The 18732-nt window shown below is 70.4% G+C and carries 21 protein-coding genes and 3 tRNA genes; 10 read left to right on the top strand and 14 right to left on the bottom strand.

Annotated features, from left to right (window positions below):
* The first annotated feature begins 2 nt into the window (after positions 1-2).
* Positions 3-926 (top strand): hypothetical protein, encoded by a 924-nt coding sequence (locus tag AXK60_RS17680; protein WP_068573158.1) that lies wholly within the window; start codon positions 3-5, stop codon positions 924-926.
* 18 nt (positions 927-944) lie between these two features.
* Here AXK60_RS17680 and AXK60_RS17675 read toward each other — a convergent pair whose 3' ends face one another.
* Together AXK60_RS17675 and AXK60_RS17670 are read right to left on the bottom strand one after the other, a co-directional pair.
* Complete coding sequence (locus AXK60_RS17675; RefSeq protein WP_068573155.1) at positions 945-1226, bottom strand: DUF2277 domain-containing protein; 282 nt, start codon at positions 1224-1226, stop codon at positions 945-947.
* 131 nt (positions 1227-1357) lie between these two features.
* Positions 1358-2308: an FAD-dependent oxidoreductase gene (locus AXK60_RS17670; RefSeq protein WP_068573153.1), complete on the bottom strand. Its 951-nt coding sequence runs from the start codon at positions 2306-2308 to the stop codon at positions 1358-1360.
* A 32-nt stretch (positions 2309-2340) separates the two neighbouring features.
* On the opposite strand from AXK60_RS17670, the gene AXK60_RS17665 reads away from it, so the two are divergent.
* The 4 genes from AXK60_RS17665 (at position 2341) to AXK60_RS17650 (ending at position 6052) form a co-directional block, all read left to right on the top strand.
* Positions 2341-3195, top strand: coding sequence for an acyl-[acyl-carrier-protein] thioesterase (locus AXK60_RS17665; protein ID WP_068573151.1), 855 nt, complete (start codon positions 2341-2343; stop codon positions 3193-3195).
* 124 nt (positions 3196-3319) lie between these two features.
* Positions 3320-4984 carry an MFS transporter gene (locus AXK60_RS17660; protein WP_082778112.1) on the top strand — a complete coding sequence of 555 codons (1665 nt, stop codon included), beginning with the start codon at positions 3320-3322 and terminating at the stop codon, positions 4982-4984.
* 62 nt (positions 4985-5046) lie between these two features.
* A complete protein-coding gene (locus AXK60_RS17655; RefSeq protein ID WP_068573148.1) occupies positions 5047-5640 on the top strand; it encodes a nucleotidyltransferase domain-containing protein in 594 nt (197 codons plus the stop codon).
* Positions 5641-5659: 19 nt separating this feature from the next.
* On the top strand, positions 5660-6052 hold the full coding sequence (locus tag AXK60_RS17650; RefSeq protein ID WP_068573146.1) for a hypothetical protein: 393 nt from the start codon (positions 5660-5662) through the stop codon (positions 6050-6052).
* 17 nt (positions 6053-6069) lie between these two features.
* Here the strand turns inward: AXK60_RS17650 and fdhD are convergent, their stop codons facing one another.
* The 6 genes from fdhD to AXK60_RS17620 all read right to left on the bottom strand — a co-directional run bounded on the left by fdhD (position 6070) and on the right by AXK60_RS17620 (position 12050).
* Positions 6070-6906 (bottom strand): formate dehydrogenase accessory sulfurtransferase FdhD, encoded by an 837-nt coding sequence (gene fdhD / locus AXK60_RS17645; protein WP_068573144.1) that lies wholly within the window; start codon positions 6904-6906, stop codon positions 6070-6072.
* A 63-nt stretch (positions 6907-6969) separates the two neighbouring features.
* Positions 6970-7737 (bottom strand): MerR family transcriptional regulator, encoded by a 768-nt coding sequence (locus tag AXK60_RS17640; RefSeq protein WP_068573436.1) that lies wholly within the window; start codon positions 7735-7737, stop codon positions 6970-6972.
* Between the two features lie 10 nt (positions 7738-7747).
* Complete coding sequence (locus AXK60_RS17635) at positions 7748-9232, bottom strand: flavin-containing monooxygenase (protein ID WP_068573142.1); 1485 nt, start codon at positions 9230-9232, stop codon at positions 7748-7750.
* A 16-nt stretch (positions 9233-9248) separates the two neighbouring features.
* Positions 9249-10172 carry a ferritin family protein gene (locus AXK60_RS17630; protein ID WP_068573140.1) on the bottom strand — a complete coding sequence of 308 codons (924 nt, stop codon included), beginning with the start codon at positions 10170-10172 and terminating at the stop codon, positions 9249-9251.
* 37 nt (positions 10173-10209) lie between these two features.
* Entirely contained in the window at positions 10210-11064 is an 855-nt protein-coding gene (locus tag AXK60_RS17625; protein ID WP_175400060.1) for an SDR family NAD(P)-dependent oxidoreductase, read from the bottom strand.
* Complete coding sequence (locus AXK60_RS17620; protein ID WP_068573136.1) at positions 11064-12050, bottom strand: alpha/beta hydrolase; 987 nt, start codon at positions 12048-12050, stop codon at positions 11064-11066. The genes AXK60_RS17625 and AXK60_RS17620 overlap by 1 nt, the downstream gene beginning before the upstream one ends.
* Before the next feature lie 88 nt (positions 12051-12138).
* Here AXK60_RS17620 and AXK60_RS17615 point away from each other — a divergent pair, with 88 nt between their 5' ends.
* Positions 12139-13203 (top strand): ferredoxin--NADP reductase, encoded by a 1065-nt coding sequence (locus AXK60_RS17615; RefSeq protein WP_068573134.1) that lies wholly within the window; start codon positions 12139-12141, stop codon positions 13201-13203.
* Between the two features lie 25 nt (positions 13204-13228).
* Here the strand turns inward: AXK60_RS17615 and AXK60_RS17610 are convergent, their stop codons facing one another.
* The 5 genes from AXK60_RS17610 to AXK60_RS17590 all read right to left on the bottom strand — a co-directional run bounded on the left by AXK60_RS17610 (position 13229) and on the right by AXK60_RS17590 (position 15618).
* Positions 13229-14209 (bottom strand): LppP/LprE family lipoprotein, encoded by a 981-nt coding sequence (locus tag AXK60_RS17610; RefSeq protein ID WP_139058022.1) that lies wholly within the window; start codon positions 14207-14209, stop codon positions 13229-13231.
* 144 nt (positions 14210-14353) lie between these two features.
* Positions 14354-14427: transfer RNA gene (locus tag AXK60_RS17605), tRNA-Phe, on the bottom strand.
* A gap of 42 nt (positions 14428-14469) precedes the next feature.
* Positions 14470-14546 (bottom strand) — tRNA-Asp (locus AXK60_RS17600).
* A 25-nt stretch (positions 14547-14571) separates the two neighbouring features.
* Positions 14572-14644, bottom strand: a tRNA-Glu gene (locus AXK60_RS17595).
* Between the two features lie 122 nt (positions 14645-14766).
* The gene (locus AXK60_RS17590; RefSeq protein ID WP_068573131.1) at positions 14767-15618 is read right to left on the bottom strand and encodes a sigma-70 family RNA polymerase sigma factor; all 852 of its coding nucleotides are present in this window, start codon (positions 15616-15618) and stop codon (positions 14767-14769) included.
* A gap of 77 nt (positions 15619-15695) precedes the next feature.
* Between AXK60_RS17590 and AXK60_RS17585 the strand changes: the two genes are divergently transcribed.
* The 4 genes from AXK60_RS17585 to AXK60_RS27430 are packed head-to-tail and all read left to right on the top strand — an operon-like array spanning position 15696 to position 18085.
* The gene (locus AXK60_RS17585) at positions 15696-16082 is read left to right on the top strand and encodes a DoxX family protein (protein ID WP_068573129.1); all 387 of its coding nucleotides are present in this window, start codon (positions 15696-15698) and stop codon (positions 16080-16082) included.
* Between the two features lie 51 nt (positions 16083-16133).
* On the top strand, positions 16134-17234 hold the full coding sequence (locus tag AXK60_RS17580) for a class I SAM-dependent methyltransferase (protein WP_068573128.1): 1101 nt from the start codon (positions 16134-16136) through the stop codon (positions 17232-17234).
* A gap of 42 nt (positions 17235-17276) precedes the next feature.
* The gene (locus tag AXK60_RS27435; RefSeq protein WP_231855505.1) at positions 17277-17606 is read left to right on the top strand and encodes an ArsR/SmtB family transcription factor; all 330 of its coding nucleotides are present in this window, start codon (positions 17277-17279) and stop codon (positions 17604-17606) included.
* Complete coding sequence (locus tag AXK60_RS27430) at positions 17603-18085, top strand: SRPBCC family protein (protein WP_068573126.1); 483 nt, start codon at positions 17603-17605, stop codon at positions 18083-18085. The genes AXK60_RS27435 and AXK60_RS27430 overlap by 4 nt, the downstream gene beginning before the upstream one ends.
* 12 nt (positions 18086-18097) lie before the next feature.
* Here the strand turns inward: AXK60_RS27430 and AXK60_RS17565 are convergent, their stop codons facing one another.
* A complete protein-coding gene (locus AXK60_RS17565; protein WP_175400059.1) occupies positions 18098-18718 on the bottom strand; it encodes a YdeI/OmpD-associated family protein in 621 nt (206 codons plus the stop codon).
* Positions 18719-18732: the final 14 nt, after the last annotated feature.

The raw sequence follows: 18732 nt of genomic DNA, 5'->3' as shown, positions 1-18732 counted from the left end.
TCATGCGCACCCGGATCCCCCTGGCCCTGGCGGCACTCTCCGCGGCGGTGCTCGGGACGGCCGTCCCCGCAGCGGCCGCGCCACCCGCGAGTCCCCCGCCCGCCGGGGCGCTGCTGCAGCAGTTCGCGCGGAACCAACTGCAGAACTGCGCCGCGATCTGCCCCTACGCCGCGCAGGGCGTCCTGACGGTGCCGGCCGGCTTGGTCGCCGCGCCCGGCGCGGCCCTGGTCGCCGTCGGGGCGGGCCGAACCCCGCTCGCCGCGCTCGGTGCCGGCGCGGCTTCGGTGACGGCGCCGGCGAACGCGGCGATGACCGGCATCATCGGCAACGACCTCAACCAGGTCGTCCCGCGGTTCCAGAACGGCGTGCTCGTGGGGACGATCGACCTGATGCGGATCGGCGGGGGCACCGGCACCGTCGGCGCGCTGCGCACGGATCTGCTGGCGGCCCTGCAGGAATCGCTGCCGCCCGTCGCCCCGACTCCCCCACCGTTGACCACGCCGCCACCCTTCGGGAGCGCGCCCGCTCCGCAGGGTCCGGTGGAGACCTCGGTGGTGGGAGCCGCGAACGCCTTCTTCGCGGCGGCGTTCTACGTCCCCGAGCTGTCCCTGCTCGGCGCGACCCAGACGGCGAACGCCGCGGCCACGACACTGGCGGGCACCGGTGATCCGGTGGCCGCGGCGTCGGCGGGCGCGGACGCGGCAGGTGCCGTCGCGACGGAGGACGCCTCGATCCTCGCCGACGCGCTGTCCCGGAGCGGCGGGGCGCAGCGGACCGCCGACTCCGACTCGTCGTCCGTACCAGCCACCGAACCGACCACGAACGCCACCGAACGCACGGCCGACGAGCCCGGCACCGATACCGGGACCACCCAGGAGACGACCGCCGGCGACGGCGCGGGCGTCACCACCGGCGACGGGGACTGATCCCCCGCTACGGCTCGCTCAGCCCGCGGCCGCGGCGCGCGCCGCGATGCGCGCCCGGACCTCCGGACGACGCAGGGGTGGCACCGTCTTGGGCGGCTGTCGGCGGGCGGGCAGCGCGTCGAGCAGTTCCTCCGTGGCGGCGGTGACCTTGGCGACGGCGATCTCGAAGGCCTCGCGGTTGGCGTCGCTCAGTTTCTGGATGCCCGAGACCTTGCGCACGTACTGGCGCGCGGCGGCCTCGATCTCGTCGTCGGTAGCGGCGGGCTCGAGCCCCCGCAGTTCAGTGATGTTCCGGCACATGTACCCACGCTACGTTCGCCGCCGCGGCAGCGGAAGGCCCGCGGCGCACGACATGACGGGACTTCCACGCGACACTCGGATTCCGGCCGGTTCGGACTCGCTGTCCAGGATGGACACGATCCGAGTGCCGATCAGATCAGCGCCGTGACCTCGTCGGCGCAGCCCCAGCTCAGCGTGACCCCGGCACCGCCGTGGCCGTAGCAGTGCACGACATCCCCCTCGCGCTCGAGGCGCACCGTCGGGCGAGAGGGCCGCAGGCCGACGTTGTGGCCCAGCACCCGCGCGTCGCGCAGTTCCGGAACGAGGTCGCGTGCCCGTTCCAGGATGGCGTCCGCCGTCGCTGGGTCGACGGTGAGCTCCTCGGCGCCGTGATCCTCGGTGCCGCCCACGACGATGTCGCGCGAGCGCGGCACCACGTAGGTGGTCACGCCCAGGTCAAGGGCGGAATCGTCGATCCACCAGCGGTCGACGCCCACCTGCTCGAGGTAGACGACCTGCCCGCGGACAGGCTCCATCGACGCGTCGCCGACCAGCTCGCGGGCGCCGAGCCCGGTGGCGTTGACGACGAGCCCATCCAGCTCGTCGAGGGACCGTACGTCGCGCTGTTCGACGGTGCCGCCCAGCTCCCGCACGCGCCCCGCGAGCCAGGGCAGGTAGACGGGCATCTCGATCACCGGCGAGACGAAGCTCCAGCCCTCGGCGTACCCCGGGCGCGGCTCGAGGACCCGCTCGACGGACGGCACCGCGGAGGTCCACCAGGGCTCGGGAACGGGCTCGCGGAAGATCTCCGTGCCGGGCGTCATGACGACACCGTCGACGCCCCGGGCGGCGAGGTCCGTGAACGCGGCGAGCGCGGTCGCCGACCAGCCGCCGACCCGGTCGCGGGGCTCGGCGAGGTACGGGTACCAGACGGCGGCGGCCACCGCGGAGGTCACGGTGTCGATGCGTCCCGCTCGCTCCGCTCCCGGCGCCGACGGAGTGAGCTCCCGCCCGTACACGCGCACGTCGTGCCCGGCCTCCAGCAGGCGCACTGCGCACGACAGACCGATCACACCCGCACCGACGATCGTCACCTCAGCCACACGAACAGTGTGTCAGGACTAGGGTCGGGCGCGTGATCAAGCCAGCAGTGACCCCGTCGGACTACGAATTCCTGCAGGCCGCCCCGCCCGGGCCGTCCTTCGAGCGGACGTGGCCGGTGCGCACGGGCGATGTGGACCCCGAGCGGCGGGTCCGGCTCGACGGGATCGCGCGCTACCTGCAGGACATGGCGAACGACGAGATGTTCCACCGCGGTTTCGACGCGACCGATCCGTACTGGCTGGTGCGCCGCTCGATCATCGACGTGCTCGAGCCGTTGCACTGGCCCTCGGACGTGACGCTGCTGCGCTGGTGCGAGTCGACGAGCTCGCGGTGGTGCAACATGCGGATCACGCTGCGCGGCAGCGCCGGCGGCCACGTCGAGACCGAAGCCTTCTGGATCCGGTTCAGCGCGGAGTCCGGCATGCCGACGCACATCTCCGACGGCGGCATGGAGTACCTGCAGCAGTACGTGTCCGAGACGCGCCTGCGGTGGAAGGCGCTGAACACCACGACGCCGCCGGAGCCCTCGCCCGCCGATCACACGGTCCGGCTGCGGGCCACCGACTTCGATCCGTACCAGCACCTCAACAACGCCGCCTACCTGCAGTTGGTCGAGGACGACCTGAACGGCGACCCGCTGCTCGCCGCGCCGCACCGGGCGGTCATCGAGTACCTCGCGCCGATCCCTCTGGGCTCGAGCGTGCAGGTGCGGTCCGTCCGCGACGACGCGGGCTACCGGCAGTGGCTCTACCTCCTCGACGCCGACGGTGCGCCCGCCGCCAAGCCCGCCTCGGCGGTCTCGGTGATCGCGCTCCCGGGTGCGCCCTTCGATGCGCCCGCCCCGTGGCCGCCGGAGCAGGTCGAGCGCATCGAGTGGAAGAGCTGACGCCGGGGCCGACAGGCGACGGTCAGGAATCGCGCCTACACTCCTCAGGTAAATAAGTTCTTCTAACCTAAGGATCTGGCTCGTGGCCTACAAGTGGATCGCTCTGTCCAACACCACGCTGGGCATGCTGATCGCCACCATCAACAGCTCGATCGTCCTCATCGCACTGCCGGACATCTTCAAGGGCATCCACCTCAACCCGCTGGAGCCGGGCAACACCAGTTACCTGCTGTGGATGATGATGGGCTTCCTCGTGGTCACCGCGGTGCTCGTGGTCGCGTTCGGCCGGCTGGGCGACATGTTCGGGCGTGCCCGCATGTACAACATGGGCTTCCTGATCTTCTCGATCTCGTCGATCTTCCTCGCGGTCACCTGGTTCGACGGGCACGCCGCGGCGCTGTGGCTCATCGGCTGGCGCGTCGTGCAGGGCATCGGCGGCGCCTTCCTCATGGCGAACAGCTCGGCGATCCTCACCGACGCCTTCCCGCCGGACCAGCGCGGCCTGGCGCTCGGCATCAACAGCGTCGCCGCGATCGCCGGCTCGTTCCTCGGCCTCATCATCGGCGGCGTCCTCGCGCCGATCAACTGGCACCTGATCTTCCTGGTCTCGGTGCCCTTCGGCGTGCTCGGCACCGTCTGGGCCTACCTCAAGCTCGAGGACCGCGGAACGCGCGTGCCGGCGACCATGGACTGGTGGGGCAACCTCACCTTCGCGATCGGCCTCATCGCGGTGCTGGTCGGCATCACCTACGGCATCCAGCCGTACGGCCGACACGCGATGGGCTGGACCTCCCCGTTCGTGCTGTCCTGCCTGTTGGGTGGCCTGGCCGTGCTGGCGGTGTTCTGCGTGATCGAGCTGCGGGCACCGTCGCCACTGTTCGACCTGCACCTGTTCCGGAACCGGGCCTTCGTGTGGGGCAATGTCGCGAATCTCTGCGGTTCGCTCGGGCGCGGCGGCCTGCAGTTCATGCTCATCATCTGGCTGCAGGGCATCTGGCTGCCGCAGCACGGCTACGACTACACGCAGACCCCGTTGTGGGCCGGCATCTACATGGTCCCGATGACCGTCGGCTTCCTGCTCTCCGCGCCCGTCTCGGGCGCGCTGTCCGACCGGATCGGCGGCCGCGCCCTGAGCTCGGCGGGCCTGATCATCACGGCGCTGACCTTCCTCGCCCTGATCGCACTCCCCGTCGACTTCGCCTACTGGGCGTTCGCCGTGATCCTGTTCGTCAACGGCGTCGGCATGGGCATGTTCGGCTCCCCCAACCGCGCGGTCGTCATGAACTCGCTGCCGGCCACGTCCCGCGGGTCGGGCTCGGGCATGATGACGACCTTCCAGAACTCCGCGATGGTGCTCTCGATCGGCCTGTTCTTCTCGCTGATGATCGCCGGCCTGTCCGGCTCTCTTCCCGGTTCCATGTCGACGGGGCTGCAGGCCAACGGCGTTCCCGCCCAGTACGCCTCGGAGATCGCGGCACTGCCGCCGGTCGCGGTGCTGTTCGCAGCCTTCCTCGGCTACAACCCGGTGCAGGAGCTCCTCGGCCCGCACCTCGCGCAGCTGCACCTCACCGCGGAGCAGACGCAGCACCTCACGGGCCTGCAGTTCTTCCCGCACCTCATCTCCGAGCCCTTCCGCTCGGGTCTGGAACTCGCGTTCGGCTTCGCCGCGGTGGTGTGTCTCCTCGGCGCGGTCGCGTCGCTGCTCACCGGGAAGGGCGACGGTGCCCCCACCGACGTCGAGGTGCTCGAGTCCGAGGCCGACGAGGTCGAGACGGTCGCCCGGTACTGAGAATGCCCCTCAGGTCATTCATATGAGTGATTTTTCACTCATATGAATGATATCCTGCGCATGTGTACACCAACGAGCCGTTCGGAGGGATCATCCCCGGTGCGCAGGGGGCTGTTCTCAGCGCCCTGATCGGCACCGGCAAGCCCCTGACCGGCAGGGAGGTCCACCGGCTTGTCAGCGACCGCATCGGGCAGCAGACAACGCAACGGGCCCTGCATGCGCTGGTCGCCATGGGACTTCTGACAGCGATGGCCGTCGGCAGAGCGAACCTCTACACGGTGAACGACGAGCACATCGCCGTTCCCGCTCTTCGGGAGATCGCGTCCCCGTTGCACATGCTGCGCAGGGTCATCGCCGACGCGATAGGCACGGATAGCGAGGGCCTCGTTGCGGTGATCCTGTTCGGATCCGCGGCACGCGGGGAAGCCACACCCGACAGCGACATCGACCTCGCGATCATCACCGAGGACGACGAGAACCGATCCCAGCGCATCTGGGAGGCGGTGACATCGCAGTACGGCGGAAAATGCGACGTTCTCCACTACACGCCCACGGAGTTCGCCCAGTGGACGCATTCCGGAGAGGAGGCCGTTCTGCCGACGATCGCCCGAGACGGGATCACACTGTGGGGACGATCACCGGCGACAGCGCGGTAGTGCACTCGGGGGAGAGCTCATGTCGGAACAGCGCAACGTAGCTCGTGCACACCTCCAGCACGCGCAGGACTTCCTCGACGGAGCACGAACCAACCTCGAGTTCGGAAACCTCCGCGCCGCGGGAAGCAACGCCGTTCTCGCCGGTTTCCGCGCGAAGGACGCTATATCCACAGCTGTCACAGGTTCGACGACAGCATCGGAGGATCACCGCCGGGCCGTCAAGGAACTGGTGATCGCGCTCGGAAAACGACCCGAGGCTTCGAGCGCCGAGAGAGCGCTCGGGGAGCTGGTGAAGTTCAAGACGCCGCTCCAGTACAGCACCCAGCGCATCGAACAGCCGCGGATCGCGACGCTGGTCCGCCGTGCGGAGTCGCTCGTCGAGCTCGTGAAAGAGATCGTCGCGCAGGCCTGACGACAGTCGCGAGTGACTCAGGTCCCGGCAATCCGCTGCGCGTGGGTGTAGACGTTCATGTGGTCGCCGCGGACGAAGCCGATCAGGGTGAGTCCGGCCTCGTCGGCGAGCTCGGCCGCCAGCGACGACGGCGCCGAGACCGCGGACAGCACCGGGATCCCCGCCATGACGGCCTTCTGGACGAGCTCGAAGCTGGCTCGCCCGGAGACCTGCAGGACCATGCCCCGCAACGGCAGTCGGTCCTGAAGAAGCGCCCAGCCGATCACCTTGTCGACGGCGTTGTGCCGGCCCACGTCCTCGCGCAGCACGAGCAGCTCGCCGGTCGCGACGTCGAACAGGGCGGCCGCGTGCAGCCCGCCCGTCTTCTCGAACACGGCCTGCTCCGCGCGGAGCCGGTCCGGCAGGGCCGCGACCTGCTCGGGTTCGACGGTGACCGGATCGGACCGGACGTCGAACCGGGAGACGGTGCGCACCGCGTCGATGCTCGCCTTGCCGCACATGCCGCACGAGCTGGTGGTGTAGAAGTTCCGGGTCACGTCCGGCGCGGGCGGCGCAACACCGGCCGCGAGCGCGATGTCGAGCACGTTGTACTCGTTGACCTCGCCGCCGGTACCGGGCCCGCCGCAGTGGATCGCGGAGCGGATGTCCTCGGCGGCACCGATCACGCCCTCGGAGACGAGGAACCCGGCGGCGAGCTCCACGTCGTGCCCGGGCGTGCGCATCGTGACGGCGAGAGGTGTTCCGGCGATGCGGATCTCGAGCGGCTCTTCGACGACGAGGGTGTCGATGCGACGGACCGGTTCGCCGCCCACGGTGATCCTGGCGACCGCTCGCCGCACCGTGATTCGTCCCACGGAGCCGACGTTACACCGGGGCCCGTGACGGGCACGCGGCATCCTTCGGGCGCCGCCGAGTCGTCAGTCCCCGCCGGTCTCCGGGCCGCGGCTCGTCTCGGCCCGGTTCTCCGACGCGACCCGGTGCACATGCAGTGCCTGGTCGAGCGCGGCATCGAGCGCCCGATCGAGGGCGGCGTGGGCGTTCTCGGTGCCCGCACGGCGCATGGCGCCGATGAGCCCCACGGCCCACGCCATGTCCTCCTCCGACGAGGGCAGCCATCCGGGACCGCGGACCCGGTCGACCTCGTCGTGCGCGGCGCCGATGAGGATCTCGGCCACCTCCGCCATCTTCGCGGTGAACCGCTGGTGCACGCCGACGAGCACCGCCAGGTCCATCCCCTTGCCCACGAGCCGCGCGAGGTTGCCGACGATGTGCGCGTCGGCCGCCTCGTACCGCCCCGGCTCGCCCGTCTCGGAGAGCACGCCCGCGTCGAGCAGGGAGGCGAGTGCGGCATCGTCGAGCGGCCCGAGCCGCGCCTGCAACTCCTCGCGGTCCAGGACGGGGCGGCGCGTGCTCGCCCACGGTTCGTCGATGATCTCGGCGAGGTCCAGCGCGTCACCGATGCGGGCGCCGGGGTTGGTGAGGAAGGTCGCGATGTGCCCCAGCGTGAAGCCCTTGCCCAGCAACTTGTTGATCGCCAACAGGTTCCGTACGTGCTTCTCGGTGTAGATCGCGACCCGGCCGCGGCGCAGGGGTTTCGGCAGCAGCCCGCGCTCCTGATAGCCCCGGATGTTGCGCGTCGTGGTCCCGGACACACGGGCCAGGTCGTCGATCCGGTACTCGGTCATGCCCGGCATGCTATCCGGCCGCCGCCGCGCTGCTCGCCTCCTCGTGCACGAGGATCCGGTAGTCCTGCAGGTCGACGGTGCGCAGCTGCCCCACGTACTGCGAGGCGAAGCCGGGGTACATGGTGGCGTTGAAGCCGTCGTCGGTGAGGTACCAGCTGCTGCAGCCGGAGTTCCAGGTGGTCGAGGTCAGGCGGCGCTGGATGTCGCGGTTGTACGCCTCCTGGACCTCCGCGCGGACGTCGAGCGCCTTCCAACCGCCCCGCAGCAGCTGCGCGATCGCGTCGGTGATGTAGTCGATCTGCGCCTCCATGTACACGAGCGCGGAACTGTGCCCGGGGCCCGAGTTGGGGCCGAACGTGACGTACAGATTGGGGTACCCGGACACGGCGACACTGCGGTAGGCGAAGGCACCGCCGCTCCATTCGTCGGCGAGGACGCGGCCGTCGAGGCCGGTGACGGGGATCGGCGAGCCGGTCTTGGAGACGTCGAAACCCGTGGCGAAGACGATGCAGTCGAACCGGTGCTCCACGCCCTCGACGGTGCGGATGCCCTGCGGGGCGATGCGCGCGATGGGCCACGTGACCAGCGTGCAGTTGTCGCGCTGCAGCGCCGGGTAGTAGTCGCTGGTCATGAGGAGTCGCTTGCAGCCGGCGGCGAAGTCGGGGGTCAGCCGGCGGCGCAGCCACGGATCCCGGACCTGCAGCCGCAGGTGCAGCTTGCTGACGGCCTCGACGACCCGCGTGAGCGGGGTGTTCCAGACGACGCCGAGCGCGACGGACTCGTGGCCCCAGAACCAGAGCGCGCGTGCGAGCTGCTGTGCGCCGGGGATCCTCCGGTAGATCGACTTGGTGAATTCACCGGTCTCGGTGTTGATCCGGGGCAACACCCAGCCCGCGGTGCGCTGGAAGACCTTGACCGAGGCGGCCTGCTGCACCAGCTCGGGCACGATCTGGACGCCGCTGGCGCCGGTGCCGACGACGGCCACCTTCTTGCCGGTGAAGTCGTAGTCGTGGTCCCAGCGGGCGCTGTGGATCTTGTGCCCCTCGTAGTCCTCGATGCCGCGGATCGCGGGGAAGGAGCAGTTGGCGAGGGGCCCGGACGCGATGATCACGGCGCGCGCCCGTTCGGGCTCGCGCCCGGAGAACGAGATGGTCCACTCCCCCGCGTCGGCGTCGTAGACGACGCCCGTCACGGTGTGCTCGAACCGGATGTGCGGTGCGACGCCCGAGGATTCGACCATGCCGTCGATGTACTGGAGGATCTCGGCGCTGCCCGAGTAGGTGTGGGACCAGTCGGGGTTGGGGGCGAAGCTGTAGGAGTAGAGGCGCGAGGGGATGTCGCACGCCGCTCCCGGGTAGGTGTTGTCCCGCCAGGTCCCGCCCACGCGGGTGTCGCGCTCGAAGACGACGTAGTCGTCGATCCCCTTGTCCTGGAGGCGGATGGCGGCGCCGATGCCGGCGAAGCCGGCGCCGATGATGGCTACTGAGATGGTCATGGCTGGGGCGTCCTCGTCAGGCGGTGGGCTCGTAGGTCAGTTCCTGCGACCAGGTCGGCGTGCGGTGCACCAGCGGGAACGGGATGAGGGCGGTCGCCTTCACCAGGGTGTCGACGGGGAAGTGGTAGAGCGTGTTCGACCGGTTGACGACCCACCCACCGTGCCGGGAGACGATCCGGTACATGGGCAGGCGGCGCACGTATTCACTGCGCTCACCGACGCTCTTGTAGCGCTTGATCGCGCCGTACAGGCGCTCCTCGTCGACGCCCATGGCGACGATGTTGTCGCGCATCTTGTTCAACAGCGGAACGTAGCTCAGCGTTCCGATGAGCAGCGAGGGCTTGATCCACCCGCCGACGAAGTCGATGGTCCGCTTCCGCAGGTCCGCGTGGCCCAGCATGTCCATGACCTCGAAATCGACGGCCAGGTGCCGGGACTCGTCCGCGTTGATCCGCTTGAACACCTCCTGCGCGATCGGATCCTGCACCTCGTCGGTGATGAACTTGATGAGGGCGCCGTCGAGCGCGACCTCGAGCATGGGGATGACGGTGCCGAGGAAGGAAAGCGACATGCCGTCGGAGTACTGGTCGAGCCAGTTGATCACGAGCTGCACGTTGATGTTCGGGGAGGGGATCTCGTCGTCGTCGAGCATGCCCCAGCGACGCATGAGGGCGAGCTCCGCGTTGGCGTGCTTCTGCTCCTCGGCGTGGAAGTGCTCGTAGATGCTCTTGAGGGTCGGGGTCGGGGCCTTGCGCGCCATGGCCGCGAAGCCGCGCGCACCCACGTTCTCGATCCACATCAGGTCCGAGAGGAAGGGCTTGAGCTTCGCGTGCAGTTCCGGGTCGATGAGCTCGGCGCCCGGTGCGTCCCAGTCGATATCGACGAGGGCCCATTGCCGGTCCTTGATCATCTGCAGCATGTTGTCGAGATCCATGGCCATGGCGGCTGTTCCTTTCGGTGGCGGGTGACGATCGGCGTCAGGACGAGGGCAGGAGCCGGGTGAGCAGGCCGAGGCCTCGCACGTAGGGCGTCGGGAAGTGGCGCTTGAGGTGCCAGATGACATTCGCGTCGAGCTGCGGCACCACGTAGAGACGGCCGAGGTCGAGCGCGTCGAGGGTCTGCGCGGCGACGCCGTCGGGCGACACGCCGGTGAGCTTCATGAGGGTGCCGGCGAGGTTCTTGCTGCCCTCGGTGATCCGGCCGTCGCGCGCGACGTTGGTCTTGACGAAGGTGGGGCACAGCACCGTCACGGCGACGCCGGTCCCGGCGAGCTCGGCGGCGAGGGTCTCCGAGAGCGACATGACGCCGGCCTTGGAGACGTTGTACGGACCCATCGAGGGCGCGGCCGCGAAGCCCGCGGCGGAGGCGACGTTGATGATGCCGCCGCGACCCGCCTCGCGGAGCATCGGCGCGAAGAGCTCGCAGCCGTGCACCACGCCCCACAGGTTGATGCCGAGGGCCCAGTCCCAGTCGTCGAGTCCGATGTCGCCCACGGGGCGGCCCCCGATGCCGACGCCGGCGTTGTTGATCACGAGGGTGGGCGGACCGTCGAAGACGGTGCGCGCGAAGGACGCCAGGTTCTCGACCGCGGCCCGGTCGGCCACGTCGACGACGACGGCGTGCGCCGTCCCGCCCCTGGCCTGCACGAGCCCGACGGTCTCCTTCGCGCGCCCCTCGTCGATGTCGGCGCAGACGACCTCGGCGCCACGGCGGGCGAGTTCCAGCGCGAAGGCGCGGCCGATGCCGCTGCCGGCGCCGGTGACGACGGCCTTCGCGTCCGAGGTGATCGGGTCGCGGACGAGGTGGTGCAGCAGCCGGTCGATGCCGAACATCAGGAGGCCTCCGAATCGGGGAGAGTGGTGGTGGGGGCGCCGTCGAGCGCCACGAGGAAGTCGCGCACCCGCAGGAGCGCGGCGTCGGCCTCCGGGGCGAGCCGGGGCAACGCTTGGAAGACGTGCATGAGACCGGGCCAGATCTCGAGCGTGCTGGCGCCGCCGTGCGCGCGCAGCTCATGATCGAGGTGGCGCGCGTCGGCGGACAGCATCTCGGCACCGCCGGCCTGGATCAGGAAGGGCGGGAGCCGATCCGCGTGCCGGAAGTCGAGCCGCAGCCGCGGGTGCGCCGGATCCACCCCGACGGTGTAGAGGTCGACGAGGCGCCTGGCCGCGGCCGCCGAGATGGCGGGGTCGCGCCGGACGCGCTCCTGCCGGGCGGCGAGCGTGAAGGTGAGATCGATGAGCGGCGAGAAGAGGACGGCCGCGGCCGGCTGCGCCTCTTCGGTGGCCGCGCGGTGCAGCAGCAGGTCACCGATCAGGTGCCCACCCGCGGAGTCACCCGCGATGATCAGGTCGTCGGCCGCGTAGCCCTGGGTGAGCAGCCAGGCGAAGCCCGCTGCGACATCGCCTGCGGCGGTCGGGAAGCGATGCTCGGGTGCGAGGCGGTAGTCCACGACGAACACCGGCAGTCCGGTGGTCTCGGACAGCCGCGCGGCGAGACTCCGGTGCGTGCGCGCCGAGCAGATCGCGTACCCACTGCCGTGCACGTAGTAGACCGCGCGTCGGCCGTGGGTCACGCCCGACCCGAGCACCCACTCCCCGCGCACCGGGGTCCGTACGGCGGTCACCGTCGTACCGCCGGGGGTGGAGCCGAGCGCCCCCATGATCGACGCGATGAGCCCGCGCGCGATCCGGATGCCGACCGCGTTCATGGGGATCAGGCCACTGGTGACGCCGAGTCCGTAGCGGGTCAGGAACGCCGCGGCGTCGGACCGCGACGTCGAGGCCGACGGGACCGGCGGCGCCGGAGTCGTTGTTCGCATGACATACACACCATCAGCAATCGCGCCAGTTGTCAATGGCACAGTTGGCGATGTAGCGTCCGGGAACCCGACGAAGGAGCAGGACACCGTGGAATCACCGGCGGCCGCACGGTCGCATCCGCTCGAGATCATCGACGTGATCGAGGAGACCCCCGACGCGGTCTCCCTCGTCTTCGCGCATCCCACCGAGGGGCGCCTCGACCACACCCCCGGGCAGTTCCTCACCCTGCGCGTCCCGGGCACACCGGAGGACGGCACGCGGTGGGCGCCGCGCTGCTACTCACTCTCGAGCACCCCCGGAATCGACGATCACCTCAAGGTCACCGTCAAGCGGACGGCCGGAGGCTACGCCTCGAACTGGCTGTGCGACAACGCGAAGCAAGGAATGATCCTCGAATCCCTGGCACCCGGCGGGCGTTTCACCGTGCGCGACGCGCCGGATCGCCTCGTCCTCGCCGCCGCCGGAAGCGGTATCACCCCCGTGATGTCGATCCTCCGGGACGCGCTGGCGGCGTCCACGACGCCCGTGACGCTCGTCTACGCCAACCGGGATCGGTCGTCGATCATCTTCGCCGCCGCGCTCGCAGAGCTGCAGGAGTCGCACGGCGATCGGTTCACGGTCACCCACTGGCTGGAGTCGGAACGCGGACTCCCCACCGCGGCCGGCCTCGCGCGGCTGATGCCCGCTCCGACGGCCGCGACGTCCGCCTACCTGTGCGGACCCGCCGGTTTCATGGACGCGGCCACCGAGGCCGCCGCCCTCGCAGGGATCGACGGTGCGCGCGTCCACCGGGAGGCCTTCGCGTCGCTGACCGGCGACCCCTTCGCGGTCGATACCGGGGCGGCCGCCGCGCCGACCGGCGGGGCATCGTCGGACGGTGCCGCGACGGTGGTCGTCGACCTCAACGGCGCGACCACCATCGTCGCCTGGCCGCGCGAACAGGTCCTGCTCGACACCCTGCTCGACCGGGGACTGGACGCGCCCTACGTCTGCCGCGAGGGCAACTGCGGCGGCTGTGCCTTCACGCTGCGCCGCGGCGAGGTGCACATGCTGGTCAACGACACCCTCGACGATCACGAGCTGCGCAACGGCGTCCGCCTCGCCTGCCAATCGCTCCCCCGCGCGGACGAGCTGGAGGTCGAGTTCGACTGACCGAGGATTCGGGACCGGGCCCCGGTCAGCAGGCGAGCCTGGCCGCCGTGGCCGCCGGCACCCCCTTGTCGGTGCACGAGAAGCCGCTGCCGAACGCCACGCCGCTCCAGCCGCCGCCCGTGTAGTGGAACAGCAGCCGGGCGTTCTGCGGGTACGCCTCGCGGGCAGGGATACGAGCGGTCGCCCACTCGTCGGCGCACACGATCGCGTCGACGGTGAACGGCTTCACGATCTGTGCGCCCCAGTTCATCTCGGCGTTCGTGCGCAGGGTCTCCGGCGTCGCTTCGGAGCAGTGCGAGACCGGCGCGGGAGCCACCGTCGGAGCAGCGGAGGTGGACGCGGTGGTCGTCGTGGCGCCACCGTCGAAGACCTGGGACGGGACCGCCTTGTCGGGCGTCACCGTGCGCCCGGACAGCGTGTACGTGACGATCACGGGTCCACCCGACGGTCCGGCCGTGGCGTCGCCCGGGTTGAGCCAGCGGTACTGGAGCGCCACCGACGTGTCGGTGCTGCCGAAGAATCCGGTGAAGCTGGTGTATCTGTCCGTGGCGGTGCCGAGGTAGCCCTTCCGGTCGAAGAACAGGTCCCACTCGGGCGAGCTGCCCGTGCCGCCCTCGAGGTCCGCGTGCACCCACAGCAACGAGGGGCACGAGCCGAGCTTCGCGTCCGTGCCGCGGGTCGCCCGGTAGCCGATGCCGCGGAAACGCGGTAGGCCGGCCACGGCCTTGGCGACCGCGGGCGACGACAGGTCCACGCACGCTCCCCCACCCGCCGTCACCGGCGCGGCCGAGCCGCCGCCCGCGCCGCCGCCACCGGATCCACCGCCGGCCGGGTCCGCCCCACCGCTTCCGGTTCCGGGCGCGACGACGGTGCCGCCCTGCCCGGCGGACGCGGAGTCCGTCAGGGGCGACGGTGCCTCGCCCGACTTCGCCGGCTGGCCTCCGCCGCACGCGGTGAGTACCGTCGCCGCGACGACGACCGCCACGATTCCTGCCGATCTGATCATGTCCACCCCTGAACCACTCTCGCGCGCCGGACGGCGCCCTCCTGTAGTTCGGTTCGGCAATGAGATCGCCGACGTTACGCCCGGGGCGGAGACGTACCCGGTCCGGACACAAGAAAACCCCCTGCGAACAGGGGGTTTTGCTTGTGGCCAGAGCCGGGATCGAACCGGCGACCTACCGCTTTTCAGGCGGTCGCTCGTACCAACTGAGCTACCTGGCCGTGCCGGTAAAACCGTCACCGCCGAGTTCTTACGAACTCGGATGGCGACCCTGACGGGACTCGAACCCGCGACCTCCGCCGTGACAGGGCGGCGCGCTAACCAACTGCGCCACAGGGCCATATGCAATTTTTCGTCTTGCGACGTACCCCCTACGGGATTCGAACCCGCGCTACCGCCTTGAAAGGGCGGCGTCCTAGGCCACTAAACGAAGGGGGCTCGCTTCGGGCGACTTGAAGCCGCTCTCCGCACCGCTTCCGTGTTCCGTTGGGAGCTGGGATAGCTTATGGCACATTCCACCCAGTTCCCAAATCGCCAGGTCAGAGTGCCGATACCGCCGATCACGGCGTGGGCAAGTCCATGCCGGCCAGACGCCGCGAGTCCACGATCGAATCCAGTTCGACGATCCGCCCGTCGACGACGGTGCACGCCATCAGCGCCAGTGGCCGACCGGACCGCGACCACACCAGGATCCCCGGCTCGCCGTTCACGCTCACCCTCCTCGCCACGATGTCCGCGCCGCTGCCGCGCCGGGCCAACGACAGCACCTCGTCCGCACCGACCGAGACGACCCTCCCCCGGGCCGTGCGCCGCGACCAGACGACCTCGGGGTCGAGCAGCCGCAGCAGCGCTTCGAAATCGCCGCCGTGCGCAGCCGTGAGGAAGGCGTCCACCACCTCCCGCCGCTGCCGCCGAACCGTGGGCAGCGGCTGCTCCTGAACCCGCCGCCGGGCCCGGCTGGCCAGCATCTTCGCCGCGTCCGCCGATCGCCCCACGACCGGCCCGATCTCAGCGAAGGGCACCGCGAACAGGTCGTGCAGCACGAACGCGAGGCGCTCCTCGGGCCGCAGGGACTCGAGCACCACCATCAGTGCCAGCCCGACGGTGTCGGCCGCCACCGCAGCGTCCTCGGGGCCGTCGACATCCTCGGTCACCACCGGGTCGGCGTCGTCGAGGTCGGTCTCGGGATGGGCGGTACGGGACCGCAGGACGTCGATGCAGATCCGTCCGACCACCCGGGTGAGCCAACCGCCCAGGTTCCGGATCGGCGGACCGTCGTACCGGTCGAGGCGCAACCACGCCTCCTGCACCACGTCCTCACCGTCCGCGCGGGCGCCGAGCGCGCGCGTCGCGACCGCGAGCAGCCTGGGCCGATGCTCCTCGAACTGCTCCGCCAGGGTGAGCCGATCCATCGTCGTTACCTTTCCACGCGGTGATCCGTCAGCACTATGACGCGCCCGAACGGGCGGACGTAACGAGAGGACATCGCATGAACACCGCACTGTGGATCGTCACCGCCGTCCTGGCCGTCGGCTTCACCGCCGGCGGCCTGGCCCTGATCGTGCTCCCCCGCGAGCGGTACCGCGCCCTCGGCGCGAACCAGCATTGGGTGGACGACTTCGGCGACGGCCACCTCACGGCGATCGGAACGATCAAGCTGACCGGCGCACTCGGGTTGATCCTGCCCGCCGTGACCGGCGTCGCGACCGTGCTCTCGCCGATCGCCGCGTGCGGGCTCGCCCTGTTCATGTCGGGGGCGGCCACGACGCGCATGCGCCGCGACGAGTGGGCGTACATGGCCGGCGACATCGTCTTCATCGCCGCATTCGCGTTCGTCGCGTGGGGTCGGTTCGCGGTCGCGCCGTACGGCGGATGAAGAACCGGAAGACGGCACGTCGGCACGGGCCGAGCCGCTAGCGTCGGCGGGATGGGTGACGAGACGACGACCACCGGCCCCGCCTTCGACAAGGACGCGGCCAGAGCGTTCCAGAAGCGCATGGTCGGCGTGCTCGACGATGCCGCGCTCGCCCTCCTGCTCAGCATCGGGGACGAGCTGGGCCTGCTCGACGTGCTCGGCACGGTCGGCCCCGCAGACACCGCGACGCTCGCCGGGGCGGCCGGCGTGGACGAGCGGTACCTGCGCGAGTGGCTCGACGGTGTCGTCGCCGGCGAGGTCGCCGAGTACGACCCCGGCACGGGGCGCTACAGCCTGCCCCGCGAGCGCGCGGCCTGCCTCACGGCCGCCGACGGCCCCGTCAACCTGGCACGCACCATGAAGATGATCACGATGCTCGCGGGCGTGGAACCCGCTCTGCGCGAACCCTTCCGGCACGGCGGCGGGCTCGACTACGCGCACTACCCGCAGTTCCACGCCATGATGGCCGCCCAGTCCGCGGCCACGCACGAGGCCGGCCTGCTCACCGTCGTCGTCCCGACGGTGCCGGGCCTGCACGAGGCGCTCACGCGCGGCGCGGCGCTCGCGGACGTCGGCTGCGGGTCCGGGCGCGCCGTCAACCTGCTGGCCGCGGCCTATCCGGCGAGCCGGTTCGTCGGATACGACATCAGCGCGGAGGCCGTCCACGCCGCCCGCACGGAGGCCGCGGACCGAGGCCTGACGAACGTGACCTTCGAGGTCCGGGATGTTTCGGCGCTCGGCGAGAACGACGCCTTCGACGTGGTCACCGCGTTCGATGCGATCCACGACCAGGCCTTCCCGGACCGCGTGCTGGCGGGCATCACCGCCGCACTGCGCCCGGGCGGGACGCTGCTCATGGTCGACATCAAGGCGCAGTCGGGCGTGGAGAACAACCTCACGCTGCCGTGGGCGACCTACCTGTACACGATCAGCCTCCTGCACTGCATGACGGTGTCACTGGCCACGCCGGGCGGCGCCGGACTCGGCACGGTGTGGGGCCGGCAGACCGCCGTCCGCATGCTGCAGGAGGCAGGCCTGGCCGAGGTGGACGTCCACGAGATCCGCTCGGACCCCTTCAACTACTTCTACGTCGCCCGCAAGCCGATCGCCTGAACCCTCTTGCCGGACCAATGCGTAAGTAGTAACTTACGTATTGTGTCCGTCGTCGCCGATCCCTGGTCCGCCCTCGCCGACCCGACCCGCCGCACCGTCTTCGCCCGGGTCGCGGCCGGCCCGTGCTCGGTGACCGAGATCGCCCGCGACCTGCCGGTGAGCCGGCCGGCCGTGTCCCAGCACCTGCGGGTGCTGCTCGACGCGCAGCTCGTGGATGTGCGCAAGCAGGGCCGCGAACGGCTCTACCGGCCCCGTCCCGACGGGCTGGATGCGATGCGCCGCGAGCTGGAGGGCTACTGGACGCAGACGCTGACCACGTTCAAGCACCTGGCCGAACAGGCCTATGCGGAAGAAGGGAACCCAGAACCATGACGACCACCGACACCACGGTGCGGACCGACATCGCCGTCGATGTGCCACTCGACTACGCCTACCGGATCTTCACCGAGCGCTTCGACGAGATCAAACCGCGCGAGCACAATCTGCTCGCCGTGCCGATCGAGCGGACCGTGCTCGAACCGCACGTGGGCGGCACGATCTACGACGTGGGCACCGACGGCAGCATCTGCACGTGGGCGCGGGTGCTCGCCGTCGACCCGCCGAATTCGCTGACGATCAGCTGGGACATCAGCCCGCAGTGGCGGATCGAGGACGACCTCGCCCGGACCAGTGAGGTCGAGATCCGGTTCACCGCCGAGTCCGCCACCCGGACCCGGGTGCAGGTGGAGCACCGCCACCTCGACCGGCACGGCGAGGGTTGGGAACAGGCGGCCGCCGGAATCGGCGGACCCAACGGCTGGCCGGTGTACCTGGATCGCTTCCGCTCCGTGGCCGAGCACGCGCCGCGCTGACGGGAATGCACGTCAGGAGTTCGGGTCCTGGTGCGACACAGGTGCGCCCGAGCCGGTTCCGGCGTCCGGGGCCCGAATTCGTGAGGTGGCGACCGCCCGCGCGATGAGCTCCGCGCGGCGACGCGGTGTCCGGGCCTTCAGCACGGCCAGGATCACCGCGTAGCGGTCGGACCGACTCATGGCCTCGAACGCCGCTGCGGCCTGCGGATCCTGCGCCAGCGCCGCGGCGAGGTCGGGCGGGGTCTCGGCGGTGCGCTGGGACTCGTACGCAGCCGCCCAGCGTCCGTCGGCCAGGGCCGCATCCCGCTGCGCGAGACCCGCGGGCCGCACGTGGCCGGCCGCCTCCAGCGCCTCGAACTTCTCCACGTTGATCCGCGACCAGGAGCTGGTCCGGCGCCGCGGCGAGTACCGCTGCAGGAACGAATCGGCGTCGTTCGACCTGCGCTGCCCGTCGATCCAGCCGAAGCACAGCGCACCGTCGAGCGCGTCCTCGATCGTCAGGCCCGGCACCTTCGAGTTCCGCCTCGCGATCCGCAGCCACGCCTCCGGTGCCTCCGCGTGATGCGCCTCGAGCCACGACTCCCAGTCGTCGACGGTGACGAATCCGAGTACCTCCACCAGAAGCCCTCCCATGCCGCCCACCGAGG

Origin of the sequence: Tsukamurella pseudospumae (genome assembly GCF_001575195.1) — a bacterium.
In the GTDB taxonomy this organism is placed as follows: domain Bacteria; phylum Actinomycetota; class Actinomycetes; order Mycobacteriales; family Mycobacteriaceae; genus Tsukamurella; species Tsukamurella pseudospumae.
The sequence above is the reverse complement of the archived record's forward strand: the minus strand, read 5'-3'. Positions and strand labels throughout refer to the sequence as shown.

Coding starts and splice junctions, on each gene's coding strand:
- AXK60_RS17680 (WP_068573158.1), top strand. CDS start 3: ATGCGCACCCGGATCCCCCTGGCCCTGGCGGCACTCTCCGCGGCGGTG.
- AXK60_RS17675 (WP_068573155.1), bottom strand. CDS start 1,226: ATGTGCCGGAACATCACTGAACTGCGGGGGCTCGAGCCCGCCGCTACC.
- AXK60_RS17660 (WP_082778112.1), top strand. CDS start 3,320: ATGCTGATCGCCACCATCAACAGCTCGATCGTCCTCATCGCACTGCCG.
- AXK60_RS17650 (WP_068573146.1), top strand. CDS start 5,660: ATGTCGGAACAGCGCAACGTAGCTCGTGCACACCTCCAGCACGCGCAG.
- AXK60_RS17640 (WP_068573436.1), bottom strand. CDS start 7,737: ATGACCGAGTACCGGATCGACGACCTGGCCCGTGTGTCCGGGACCACG.
- AXK60_RS17635 (WP_068573142.1), bottom strand. CDS start 9,232: ATGACCATCTCAGTAGCCATCATCGGCGCCGGCTTCGCCGGCATCGGC.
- AXK60_RS17630 (WP_068573140.1), bottom strand. CDS start 10,172: ATGGCCATGGATCTCGACAACATGCTGCAGATGATCAAGGACCGGCAA.
- AXK60_RS17625 (WP_175400060.1), bottom strand. CDS start 11,064: ATGTTCGGCATCGACCGGCTGCTGCACCACCTCGTCCGCGACCCGATC.
- AXK60_RS17620 (WP_068573136.1), bottom strand. CDS start 12,050: ATGCGAACAACGACTCCGGCGCCGCCGGTCCCGTCGGCCTCGACGTCG.
- AXK60_RS17610 (WP_139058022.1), bottom strand. CDS start 14,209: ATGATCAGATCGGCAGGAATCGTGGCGGTCGTCGTCGCGGCGACGGTA.
- AXK60_RS17590 (WP_068573131.1), bottom strand. CDS start 15,618: ATGGATCGGCTCACCCTGGCGGAGCAGTTCGAGGAGCATCGGCCCAGG.
- AXK60_RS17585 (WP_068573129.1), top strand. CDS start 15,696: ATGAACACCGCACTGTGGATCGTCACCGCCGTCCTGGCCGTCGGCTTC.
- AXK60_RS17580 (WP_068573128.1), top strand. CDS start 16,134: ATGGGTGACGAGACGACGACCACCGGCCCCGCCTTCGACAAGGACGCG.
- AXK60_RS27430 (WP_068573126.1), top strand. CDS start 17,603: ATGACGACCACCGACACCACGGTGCGGACCGACATCGCCGTCGATGTG.
- AXK60_RS17565 (WP_175400059.1), bottom strand. CDS start 18,718: ATGGGAGGGCTTCTGGTGGAGGTACTCGGATTCGTCACCGTCGACGAC.